Below are 12,678 nucleotides of genomic sequence, written 5' to 3'. Positions count from 1 at the left end.
TTATCCAGGCAACGCACTCCACTAACGGGTGTGATATTTGCCTGTTTAGTTGAAAATAGCACAGGGCGGGCTCACCTTTATATCGGTGAAGCCCGCCCTGTGATGTTACCGCTAGTCTCCAGGCAGCATATTAGATGCCTTGGGAACCCACGTTTTCAATAACTTTATCAATGATACCGTAATCGGCAGCTTCAGCAGCACTCATGAAGTAGTCACGATCTGTATCTTTCTCGATCCGCTCGAGTGGTTGACCTGAACGCTCAGAGATGATGCGGTTCAAGGTATCACGCATTTTCAGGATGCGGCGAGCACGAATTTCGATGTCCGAAGCTTGACCTTGAGCACCACCAAGCGGTTGGTGAATCATGATTTCACTGTTAGGCAACGCAAAACGTTTCCCTTTCGCACCAGCATTCAGCAAGAATGCACCCATGGAAGCCGCCATACCTACACAGATGGTAGATACATCCGGTTTGATGAATTGCATTGTATCGTAAATGGCCATACCGGCTGTAATCGATCCGCCTGGGCTGTTGATGTATAAGTGAATGTCTTTCTCCGGATCTTCCGCAGCCAGGAACAACATCTGTGCCATAATGGCATTAGCCACTACATCATTAACATCGCTACCAAGGAAAATAATACGATCCTTCAGCAATCTGGAGTAGATGTCATAGGCGCGCTCACCCCGGTTGCTCTGTTCAACGACCATTGGAATAAAACTCACGTGAAAAACCTCCTTGGAATGTAAATGTTATTGGTGCTTATACTTAAACTGTTACCGTATTACCCACATAATAAACAATTCCAAACAAAAAGTCAAAGAAAGTCAAACTAACTTGCAAAAAAAAGAAACCTTTCCGGTTTCATTGGTTAAAAGGGTTATGAGCTGTTAAATAAAAGTGGCGCGCCCGCCAAGAATCGAACTTGGATCTCAGGCTTCGGAGGCCTACGTCATATCCATTGGACCACGGGCGCACATTATGTGACAGCAATAATGATTATAGCTCATGAAATATTTAATTGCAAGCAATTCGTGATGTGTATTGGTTTGGATTAACCTAAAAATGATCATGATGAAGAAGAGTGGATAAAGAGTGCATTTAAGTAAATGCTATTAGAGGTTTTGGACATGCCGGATGAAATGTGATTCTGAGCGATATGTAGATGGGATTCATTTGTTTCTTCTATATATGGTATGCGTGAGCTAGTCCTTGATCATGGAAGTCTAGGATTGTGAAAATAGGCGCGTACAAACGCTGAATGTGTGTCGAAATAACACCTTGAAACACTTGCATGTCACGTCAGTTTTAGGTAGAATAGACGTGGGACTTAAAAAGTTAACCCGGGACGTTTTAGGGCCACGAAAGAGAGCTTGGAACGAGAACTTGCGGGAGTGGAAAGCATGCGAACGATTTTAGAAGTACAAAAGCAGCTTCTGCCTGATCTCATGGATGTCTTGAAAAAGAGGTATACGATTCTGCAACAGATCATGTTATCGGATGTGATCGGACGGAGAACGTTAGCTAATTCCATGCAGATGACCGAGCGGGTTCTGAGGGCTGAGACCGATCTGTTAAAGGCTCAGGGACTTATTGAAATTGACAGTGCAGGAATGAAGATCAGCGAGGCAGGGTATGATTTGCTGCAGCAGTTAGAGCCCGTAGCCAAAGAGTTGTTCGGATTATCCGAGCTGGAAGAGCGCATCAAGCAAGCCTACGGTCTGCAAAAGGTAGTTGTGGTTCCTGGCGATTCGGACGTATCTCCATTTGCCAAAAGGGAACTGGGCAGAGCCGGAGCGAAGGCTCTCGGCAATATCATGAGTGACAACGACGTTGTCGCCGTTACTGGCGGATCAACAACGGCCGAAGTCGCAGAGCAACTGACTCCGCCAACATCGCTCAAAGGTGTCTGGTTCGTACCGGCACGCGGTGGACTGGGAGAAAGCCTTGAAATTCAGGCAAATACGATTGCATCTACGATGGCAAAACGGGTAGGGGCGCAATATAAACTCCTGCATGTACCGGATTTGCTTAGTGATCATGCCTATGAATCATTAATCCAGGACCCCAGTGTTCAGGAGATTCTGCAGCTGATTCGAAAATCGCGGATTGTTATTCATGGAATTGGTGATGCCGTGGAGATGGCGACAAGACGTAAACTTGCGACGGAGATCATAGATGAACTTCAGGAGCAGGGAGCCGTATCTGAATCTTTCGGTTATTACTTTAACGATCAGGGTAAGGTGGTACATACCATGCTTACACTGGGGATGCGACTACAGGATATTGAACGAACCGATGTTGTGATTGGAATCGCAGGTGGCAAAAGCAAAGCTGCTGCTATACATTCCGTGTTACGATTTGGTCAGGAAGATATTCTGATTATTGATGAGGCAGCTGCCGAAGTCATCGTTGCTGAAATGGAATAAAGTTTTACTCTGCAACACAACTATTGTTGTCTTGACGGACTTCACCGTCTGTCTTGAATATATAAGTTTCATAAAAAATTAATCAAAACTTGGGAGGAACTTACTCATGATTAAAGTAGGTATTAACGGTTTTGGACGTATTGGACGCTTGGCATTCCGCCGTATTCAAAATGTAGAGGGCATTGAAGTAGTAGCAATCAACGACTTGACTGACGCTAAAATGCTGGCTCATTTGCTCAAATATGATACAACTCAAGGTCGCTTCGATGGCGATGTTGAAGTACACGATGGCTTCTTCAAAGTGAACGGCAAAGAAGTTAAAGTATTGGCTAACCGTAACCCGGAAGAACTTCCTTGGGGCGACCTGGGCGTAGATATCGTTCTGGAATGTACTGGTTTCTTCACAACGAAAGAAGCAGCTGAGAAACACTTGAAAGGTGGAGCTAAGAAAGTTGTTATCTCCGCACCAGCTACTGGCGACATGAAAACCATCGTTTACAACGTAAACCATGAAATCCTCGACGGTACTGAAACTGTAATCTCCGGCGCATCTTGCACAACGAACTGCCTGGCACCTATGGCAAAAACACTGCAAGACAAATTCGGAATCGTTCAAGGTTTGATGACTACAATTCACGCTTACACTGGCGACCAAAACACATTGGATGCTCCACACCCTAAAGGTGACTTCCGTCGTGCTCGCGCAGCAGCTGAAAACATCATCCCTAACACAACTGGTGCTGCTAAAGCAATCGGTCTGGTAATTCCAGAACTGCAAGGCAAATTGGATGGTGCAGCTCAACGTGTACCAGTAGCTACTGGTTCCCTGACTGAGCTCGTAACTGTTCTGGGTAAAAAAGTTACTGCTGAAGAAGTTAACGCAGTAATGAAAGAAGCTTCCGACCCACAAACTTTCGGATACACTGAAGACGAAATCGTATCTTCCGACATCCAAGGTATCACTTTCGGTTCCCTGTTTGATGCAACTCAAACTAAAGTTCTGACTGTTGGCGACCAACAATTGGTTAAAACTGTAGCTTGGTATGACAATGAAATGTCCTACACTGCACAATTGGTTCGCACTTTGGAGCACTTTGCAAAAATGATTAAGTAATATCTGCAATAACATAGAGCGGAAACAGATGCTATATTGTTTCCGCTCTTTATATATCAATATTTTGCAAATTTCTCAAAAACACCAGGATTGACAAGGGATTTCAGCCCTTGATCGGTCCACCAAATACATGGGTGCGGAGGAAATACAGATGAACAAAAAAAGTGTACGCGATATCGAATTGACAGGAAAACGGGCTTTTGTCCGTGTAGATTTCAATGTGCCGCTCGAAGATGGTAAAATTACAGATGACAAACGTATTCGTGCAACGCTTCCTACAATCAACTTCTTGATTGAAAAAGGCGCTAAAGTCATTTTGGCAAGCCATATGGGTCGTCCTAACGGCGAAGTGGTTGAATCCTTGCGTTTGACTCCAGCAGCTGAGCGTTTGTCTGAATTGTTGGGTAAAACAGTTGTTAAAACTGACGATTCTGTTGGTGACGCTGTTAAAGCTCAAATTGCTGAACTGAACAATGGCGACGTATTGTTGCTTGAAAACGTTCGTTTCCACGCAGGCGAAGAGAAAAATGATCCGGAACTGGCAAAACAATTTGCTGAACTGGCTGACGTTTTCGTTAACGATGCGTTTGGCGCGGCTCACAGAGCACACGCTTCGACTGAAGGAATTGCTCACTTGCTTCCAGCGGTGTCCGGTTTGTTGATGGAAAAAGAACTTGAAGTGTTGGGTAAAGCCATTTCCAACCCTGAGCGTCCTTTCACAGCCATCATTGGCGGATCCAAAGTTAAAGACAAAATCGATGTAATCGACAACCTGCTGAACATTGCAGACAACGTGATCATCGGTGGCGGTCTGACTTACACGTTCCTCAAAGCACAAGGACATGAAATTGGACAGTCCTTGCTGGATGACTCCAAACTTGATGTTGCGCTCGGTTTCATCGAAAAAGCGAAAAAATTGGGCAAAAACTTCTACCTGCCGGTAGATATCGTAGTGTCTGACGATTTCAGCGCAAAAGCAAACACACAAATCGTTGATATCGATGGTATCCCAGCAGATTGGGAAGGAATCGACATCGGTCCTAAAACACGTGAGATCTATGCTGACGTAATCAAAAACTCCAAATTGGTTGTATGGAACGGACCAATGGGCGTATTTGAAATCGAGCCATTCTCCCACGGTACTCGTGCAGTAGCAGAAGCTTGCGCTGAGACAGAAGCTTACACTGTAATTGGTGGCGGTGACTCCGCAGCAGCAGCTGAGAAATTCAAATTGGCTGACAAGATGAACCACATCTCTACAGGTGGCGGTGCATCGCTCGAGTTCATGGAAGGTAAAGTACTTCCAGGCGTAGTGGCACTGAACGACAAGTAAGTTTTAGTAGTCTATAGCATGAAGGAGTTGAAACCCATGAGAACACCGATTATCGCAGGTAACTGGAAAATGTTCAAAACGGTTTCCGAATCCAATGACTTCATTCAGGAAGTTAAAGGAAAAGCGGAAGTTGAAGGCGTGGAAACTGTAATCTGCGCACCGTTTACGAATCTGCCATCCCTGGTAGAAGCCGTTAAAGGCACAAACATCAAAATTGGTGCACAAAATCTTCATTTTGAAGACAATGGTGCATTCACAGGTGAAATCAGCGGTGTAATGCTGAAAGACCTGGGTGTGGATTATGTCATCGTTGGTCACTCGGAGCGCCGTCAATATTTTGCGGAAACCGATGAGACTGTCAATAAAAAGTTACATGCAGCATTCCGTCACGGATTGACTCCAATCTTCTGCCTTGGTGAAACGCTTGAAGAGCGTGAAGCGAACCAAACAAAAGACGTATGCAAAGTGCAAACAGAAGCTGCTTTGGCAGGTCTGTCTGCAGAGCAAGCGGCACAGGTTGTTATCGCTTATGAGCCAATCTGGGCGATTGGTACAGGCAAATCCTCCACTTCCCAAGATGCGAATGAAGTTATTGCTTACATCCGTACATTGGTGAAGGATCTGTACAACGAGACGGTTGCGAGTGCAGTTCGTATTCAATACGGCGGCAGTGTTAAACCGGAGAACGTAACAGAATACCTCGGACAAAGCGACATCGACGGCGCGCTTGTTGGCGGTGCCAGCTTGCAGCCGGCTTCGTTCATCGCGCTTGTTGAGGGGGCGAAGTAAGATGACAGCTCCAAAACCTGTAGCACTGATCATCATGGACGGCTTTGGTCTGCGTAACACGGTGGAAGGCAACGCGGTAGCGCAAGCCAAGAAACCGAACTACGACCGTTTTATGAGCCAATTCCCACATACAACACTCACTGCTTGCGGTGAAGCTGTAGGTTTGCCAGAAGGGCAAATGGGAAATTCCGAGGTAGGTCACCTGAACATCGGTGCCGGCCGGATCGTATACCAGGATTTGACCCGTATCTCCAAATCCATTCGTGACGGCGAGTTCTACGACAATGAAACACTTGTCAAAGCGGTGCGCGAAGCGAAACAAAACGGTAAAAAGCTTCATCTCTACGGCTTGTTGTCCGATGGCGGCGTACATAGTCACATCGACCACCTGTTCGCTATGCTGGATCTGGCCAAAAAAGAAGAAATGAACGATGTATATATTCATGCCTTCATGGATGGCCGTGATGTTATGCCAGACAGTGGTAAAGACTTCATGCAGAAGCTGATCGCCAAGATTGAAGAAGTTGGTGTGGGACAAATCGCTACGGTACAAGGTCGCTATTACGCGATGGATCGTGACAAACGTTGGGAACGGGTGGAGAAATCATACCGCGCCATCGTTTATGGAGATGGACCGAAATACACTGACCCACTCAAAGCGGTTGAAGAATCGTATGAGAAATCCGTATTTGATGAATTCGTTGAACCAACGGTTATCGTCAAAGCGGATGGTGAGCCGGTAGGTTTGGTAGAAAGCGGCGATTCCGTTATCTTCCTTAACTTCCGTCCTGACCGTGCAATCCAGTTGTCGCAAGTATTCACGAACCAGGACTTCCGCGGTTTCGATCGTGGTCCGAAGTTCCCAGTGGGCTTGCACTTTGTATGTTTGACTTTGTTCAGTGAGACGGTTGAAGGTTATGTGGCTTACTCGCCGAAGAACCTCGACAACACCCTGGGTGAAGTTCTGGTACAGAACAATAAAAAACAACTGCGTATTGCAGAAACCGAGAAATACCCGCACGTTACCTTCTTCTTCAGCGGCGGTCGTGATGTGGAGCTTCCGGGCGAAACTCGTGTACTGATCAACTCACCAAAAGTTGCGACATATGATCTGCAACCAGAGATGAGCGCGTATGAAGTAGCTGACGCATGTGTTCGCGAGATCGAAGCAGACAAACATGACGCCATCATTCTGAACTTCGCTAACCCTGACATGGTTGGACACTCCGGCATGCTGGAGCCTACCATCAAAGCGGTAGAAGTAACAGATGAGTGCATGGGCCGTGTTGTGGATGCAGTACTTGCCAAAGGCGGCGTTGTACTGATCACTGCGGATCATGGTAACGCGGATATGGTGTTCGATGAGCAAGGACGTCCGTTCACAGCTCATACAACGAACCCGGTTCCATTTATCGTTACAGATGCTAACGTTACCTTGCGTGAAGGCGGAATCCTGGCAGATATCGCGCCAACGATCCTTGACCTGATGCAGTTGCCTAAACCGGAAGAAATGACAGGTACATCTGTTATTGCTACTCGTAAATAAGTTACACAGCCAACATATATGAAATTGGGAAGTTTGGCGTTTACCTCTGAACGGAGGCAGCAGAAATGGTCTGAAGAAGCGAAGCGTTCGCCTTTATCACAGGATTCCAACTTATGAGAATAAGTTCAAAGGAATCCGGGGATAACAGCGATCGGAAGACGATTCTGCTGACGAAGTGGATAAGGGGAAACACAAGGAGTCCTAATTTTCAATAAATTCAAATTTAAAGGAGATTATCACAAATGACTATTATTTCTGACGTGTACGCTCGCGAAGTCCTCGACTCCCGCGGTAACCCTACAGTAGAAGTTGAAGTATACCTGGAGTCCGGCGCAATCGGACGCGCAATCGTTCCATCCGGTGCATCCACTGGTGCCCACGAAGCAGTTGAGCTTCGCGATGGCGACAAATCCCGTTACCTCGGTAAAGGCGTTCTGCAAGCTGTTAAAAACGTAAACGAAACAATCGCTCCAGAAGTTATCGGTATGGATGCATTGGATCAATTGGGTATCGACAAATTGATGATCACTTTGGATGGTACGCCAAACAAAGGTAAACTGGGTGCTAACGCAATCCTGGCTGTATCCATGGCAGTAGCTCGCGCAGCTGCTGACGCTCTGGACCTGCCATTGTACGTTTACCTGGGCGGATTCAACGCTAAAGCATTGCCAGTTCCAATGATGAACATCATCAACGGTGGTGAGCATGCAGACAACAACATTGACGTTCAAGAGTTCATGGTTCTTCCAGTTGGAGCACCAAGCTTCAAAGAAGCTCTTCGCGTAGGTGCGGAAATCTTCCACAACCTGAAATCCGTATTGAGCTCCAAAGGCTTGAACACAGCTGTAGGTGACGAAGGTGGTTTCGCACCGAACCTTGGTTCGAACGAAGAAGCAATCACTACAATCATCGAAGCGATTGAAAAAGCGGGTTACAAACCAGGTGTTGACGTATTCCTGGGTATGGACGTAGCTTCCACTGAGTTCTACAAAGATGGTAAGTACACTCTTGCTGGCGAAGGTAAATCTTACACTTCCGCTGAGTATGTTGACCTCTTGGCTTCATGGGTTGAGAAATACCCAATCATCACAATCGAAGACGGTATGTCTGAAGATGACTGGGATGGTTGGAAATTGCTCACTGAGAAATTGGGAGACAAAGTACAACTCGTTGGTGACGACTTGTTCGTAACGAACACTGAGCGTCTTGGCAGAGGTATCGAAGAAGGTATCGGTAACTCCATCCTGATCAAAGTTAACCAAATCGGTACATTGACTGAAACATTCGATGCAATCGAAATGGCTAAACGTGCAGGATACACAGCTGTAATCTCCCACCGTTCCGGTGAGTCCGAAGACAGCACAATCGCTGATATCGCTGTTGCAACAAACGCTGGTCAAATCAAAACGGGTGCTCCTTCCCGTACAGACCGTATCGCGAAGTACAACCAATTGCTCCGCATTGAGGATCAACTGGGTGAACTGGCTCAATACAATGGTCTTAAAGGATTCTACAACCTTAAAAAATAAGCTGGATATCCAGCTTTTACGGGCAAGCCGGGTAACCGGCTTGTCTTTTTTATTGATGTGGATTAATCGTATAATGTATGGAGTATGTAGATGGTCAAATTTAGGGTATTGTATGAACTACACTACTTGTATCACAACAATAGCTATGTTACAATTAAAGTAACTGTTTTTATGGTGAGATGTTATGCCCACATGGGTAGGAGGTGGAAAGAATGGATATTGCTTTGAAATTGCTGCTCGTTGTCTTCTCGATCGGTCTAATCACTGTAGTATTGCTGCAGCACGGGAAAAGCGCTGGTTTGGCGGGTGCCATCTCCGGTGGTGCGGAACATCTTTTCGGTAAAACGAAAGCGCGCGGATTGGATCTCTTCCTGCAACGTGCAACGGTGGTACTTGGTGCAGGATTTATGATTTTGTCTATTATTGTTACGGTGTTTTCCAAGTAAAATTGGAACTGCTGGGCAATGAATAGCTTAAGCTAATGGCTTAATTGATGAACCTTCGTTTCGTGGAGAAACGGGGGTTTTTTAATAAATTTTTACGCGTCCAAACTTTACCAACAATAATCTAATCTATAGACTCCATGATTTCGGTCTTCTTCTCACTTCTGTTCGGTTTTCCTTCCTTAACATGCAACACAACCCCTATCATGTATGGATATGTCCCTCGCTTATTCGTTACGCGCGAACGCACTCCCTATAATGAATGTCATGTGTACAGAAAATTTTCGGATGTAGTCCTTTTCCAGAAGCGTACAGCATGGGTATCGCATAAAATGTCTGTAGAGATACGTGAAAGCGTGATTTTAGAGGAGCGCCCGGCAACTGTGGTTTTTTTACGAGGTACGGATGGGCTGGATTGAATTCGTGTATACTAGGGTATGAGATAGTATGGGTGCGCGACTATACTCTTCCCGACAGTGATTGCATGAAAATGGTAAGAATTCCGATACATAAACAGATGAGATCCGATTACACTTTTATGTTTCCCGAGGTGAATATATTAATGATAACAGAACAACAATTGCTCGACTTCATGCGGGAGACCGCTTATAAACCGATGACTTATCAGGAGTTGGAACAGCACTTCGAGATCGAAGACGCAGCTGATTTCAAAGCCTTTTTGATTATGCTGAATACGCTGGAGGAATCCGGAAAAGTTCTGCTGACCCGCAACAATCGTTATGGCATGCCAGAGCGCATGGATTTGGTTCGCGGACGTCTACAGGCTCATGCCAAAGGATTTGCTTTCCTTATTCCTGAAGATCGAGAGCACCCGGATGTGTACATTCACGCCAATGACATGAAGAGTGCGATGAATGGTGACACGGTATTGGTTAAAGTCACGTCCCAAGGCCCTTCTGGCGGTCGCCTGGAGGGTGAGATCGTCCGTATTGTTACTCGTGCGGTGACACAAGTTGTAGGGGTGTTCCAAAGCCATGAGGTGTACGGCTTCGTAATTCCGGATGACAAACGGATTAATCGAGATATTTTCATTCCGCGTACCAACTTTGCAGGGGCGGTTGATGGACAGAAGGTCGTCGCAAAGATCGTCAGCTATCCAGAAGGCCGTGCGGCAGCCGAGGGTGAAGTGATCGAGATTCTCGGTCATAAGGATGAGCCGGGTATTGATATTTTGTCCGTCATTCGCAAGCATCAGCTGCCAGAAGCTTTCCCGGATGAAGTGGTCGAAGAAGCGGAAAAAGCACCAGACTCTATTACTGATGAAGAAATCGTTCAACAAGGTCGTCGTGATCTGCGCGGACTGAACATTGTCACGATTGATGGCGAAGATGCCAAGGATCTGGATGATGCTGTTAACGTAGAGAAGTTGCCTAACGGTAACTATCGTCTGGGTGTTCATATTGCCGACGTTGGCTATTATGTACAGGAGAATTCCAAGCTCGATCAGGAAGCCTACAACCGCGGATGCAGTGTATATCTGGTGGACCGGGTTATTCCGATGTTGCCTCAGCGCCTATCCAACGGAATCTGTAGTTTGAACCCGCAGGTAGATCGCTTGACCCTGTCTTGTGAGATGGAATTCAACGATCAGATGAAAGTTGTGAAACATGACATTTTCACAAGTGTAATCAAAACCAAAGAGCGGATGACGTATTCCAACGTCCGTAAAATCCTTGAAGGTGAAGAGCCGGAATTGCTTGAGCGTTATAAGGATCTGGTGGATGATTTTCATCTGATGAAAGAGATCGCTTTGAAACTGCGGGCTATGCGTATGCGTCGTGGAGCGGTTGACTTTGATTTTGAAGAATCCAAAATTATTGTGGATGCAGAATGCAAACCGATCGATATCGTGAAACGGGAGCGTTCGATTGCAGAGCAAATCATTGAAGAGTTCATGCTTGCAGCCAATGAGACAGTAGCAGAGCACTTCCACTGGTTGAAGGTGCCGTTTATCTATCGTGTGCATGAAGATCCAGATCAGGAAAAACTGCAAAATTTTCTCGCCTTTGCGGCGAATTTCGGACACCAGGTCAAAGGACGTGGCAATGCAATTCATCCACGGGCCCTTCAATCGTTGCTTGAGGATATCAAGGAAACCAAAGAACAAACCGTGATCAGTACGATGATGCTTCGTTCCATGAAACAGGCGAAGTATGATTCTGAAATGTCAGGTCACTTTGGCCTCGCGGCAGAATTCTATAGTCACTTCACGTCTCCAATTCGTCGTTATCCCGATCTCGTCATTCACCGGGTGATTCGCGAAGTCATTGAAAATAATGGGGCTTTGCCGGAGAACCGTCAGGAATATCTGGCAGCACGTATGGCCGATATTGCCCAGCAGTCTTCGGAACGTGAACGTGTGGCGGTAGAAGCTGAGCGGGATACGGAGAAAATGAAAAAAGCCGAGTACATGCTCGATAAAGTAGGCGAAGAGTTCGAAGGCATGATCAGCAGTGTGACCAGCTTCGGTATGTTCATTGAACTGGAGAACACGGTTGAAGGTCTGATTCGTCTGAGCGCGCTTACGGACGACTATTACCATTTTGACGATCAGCATATGGCTCTAATTGGTGAACGGACTTCAAAAGTCTTCCGTATCGGGGATGAAGTGAAGATTCGTGTGGCACGTGTCAGCATGGAAGAGTATACGATTGATTTTGAAATGGTGGATATGAAACCTCGCGCTGAACGTCCTGGCGGCTTCGGTGGTGGACGTGGCGGTAAAGGTGGACGTCCTAGTAGCGGCGGCGGACGCGGCGGTGCCAAGGGTGGACCAGGTGGATTCAGCGGTTCGCGTGGCGGCAAAGGTAGCTCAGCCAGTGCTGGAGGCAACCGTGGTGGCAGATCACCGGAAGAGAGCAGCAAAGGTGGACGTGGCGGTCGCGGCGGAGCAGCGAGTGCAGGTGCGGGAGCAGGCTCATCTGGTGGATACGGAGGTAAAGGCGGCGGCAAACCGAAAGGTGAGCGTCGTGCTGGTGATGCTGGCGGATCTACGGGCCGGGGCAAAGGCGCGGTGAGCTTTGGTTTTGGCTCAGGTAAAGGCGGTTATAGCTCTACATCGGGTGGATCGGATAGTAGTTCAACTGGTGGACAAGGAAGTGGCCAAAGCAGCGGCAGCGGTCGCGGTGAAGGAAGCTTTAAGTCCGGCAAGGGCGGCGGTAAAGGTGGCAAGGGCGGAAGTGGACGTAAAAACACTTCGCCGAGCGGCGTATTTATCGGAGAAAACGCAACTCCTGGGGGTGCTCAGGAAGGCGGAGCACCACGTCGCAAGCGGAAGAAGAGCAAAGGCGCAGCTGGTAACGGCACGGCAGCTTTTGTGCGGAAAAAGAAAAAATAAAACTAACGTAACTTGGAGAGAAGAATTACGATTCGTTCCTCCAAGTTAAGCGTTGGAGAAATAGTCACTTTCTGCGGTGTGTTGTTTCGCACTGTTTGGAAGTGGTGTAATGAGGAGGGGCGGCAGAGGTCGCCT

General features: G+C 46.9%; 9 protein-coding genes and 1 tRNA gene. 8 read left to right on the top strand and 2 right to left on the bottom strand.

Annotated elements, in window-relative coordinates; all coding sequences use genetic code 11:
* Positions 1–130 precede the first annotated feature (130 nt).
* Both clpP and ACX9NY_RS22770 read right to left on the bottom strand, forming a co-directional pair.
* Positions 131–727: an ATP-dependent Clp endopeptidase proteolytic subunit ClpP gene (clpP, locus tag ACX9NY_RS22775; RefSeq protein WP_017691245.1), complete on the bottom strand. Its 597-nt coding sequence runs from the start codon at positions 725–727 to the stop codon at positions 131–133.
* A gap of 176 nt (positions 728–903) precedes the next feature.
* A tRNA-Arg gene (locus ACX9NY_RS22770) sits at positions 904–978 on the bottom strand.
* Between the two features lie 427 nt (positions 979–1,405).
* Between ACX9NY_RS22770 and ACX9NY_RS22765 the strand changes: the two genes are divergently transcribed.
* The 8 genes from ACX9NY_RS22765 (at position 1,406) to rnr (ending at position 12,543) form a co-directional block, all read left to right on the top strand.
* The gene (locus tag ACX9NY_RS22765) at positions 1,406–2,431 is read left to right on the top strand and encodes a sugar-binding transcriptional regulator (protein WP_124118313.1); all 1,026 of its coding nucleotides are present in this window, start codon (positions 1,406–1,408) and stop codon (positions 2,429–2,431) included.
* A gap of 106 nt (positions 2,432–2,537) precedes the next feature.
* Positions 2,538–3,545 (top strand): type I glyceraldehyde-3-phosphate dehydrogenase, encoded by a 1,008-nt coding sequence (gap, locus tag ACX9NY_RS22760; protein ID WP_056695277.1) that lies wholly within the window; start codon positions 2,538–2,540, stop codon positions 3,543–3,545.
* A 151-nt stretch (positions 3,546–3,696) separates the two neighbouring features.
* The gene (locus tag ACX9NY_RS22755; protein WP_472475245.1) at positions 3,697–4,878 is read left to right on the top strand and encodes a phosphoglycerate kinase; all 1,182 of its coding nucleotides are present in this window, start codon (positions 3,697–3,699) and stop codon (positions 4,876–4,878) included.
* 36 nt (positions 4,879–4,914) lie between these two features.
* Entirely contained in the window at positions 4,915–5,667 is a 753-nt protein-coding gene (tpiA, locus tag ACX9NY_RS22750; protein ID WP_253429049.1) for a triose-phosphate isomerase, read from the top strand.
* A gap of 1 nt (position 5,668) precedes the next feature.
* Entirely contained in the window at positions 5,669–7,213 is a 1,545-nt protein-coding gene (gene gpmI, locus ACX9NY_RS22745; RefSeq protein WP_339239021.1) for a 2,3-bisphosphoglycerate-independent phosphoglycerate mutase, read from the top strand.
* Between the two features lie 242 nt (positions 7,214–7,455).
* A complete protein-coding gene (gene eno, locus ACX9NY_RS22740; RefSeq protein WP_076291983.1) occupies positions 7,456–8,742 on the top strand; it encodes a phosphopyruvate hydratase in 1,287 nt (428 codons plus the stop codon).
* 212 nt (positions 8,743–8,954) lie between these two features.
* Entirely contained in the window at positions 8,955–9,188 is a 234-nt protein-coding gene (secG, locus tag ACX9NY_RS22735) for a preprotein translocase subunit SecG (RefSeq protein ID WP_339239022.1), read from the top strand.
* A gap of 559 nt (positions 9,189–9,747) precedes the next feature.
* Positions 9,748–12,543 (top strand): ribonuclease R, encoded by a 2,796-nt coding sequence (gene rnr / locus ACX9NY_RS22730; protein WP_472475241.1) that lies wholly within the window; start codon positions 9,748–9,750, stop codon positions 12,541–12,543.
* The last annotated feature ends 135 nt before the right edge of the window (positions 12,544–12,678 follow it).

The sequence above is a fragment of the Paenibacillus sp. CB74 genome (assembly GCF_055687625.1).
This window is presented reverse-complemented; position numbering and strand designations above follow the sequence as displayed.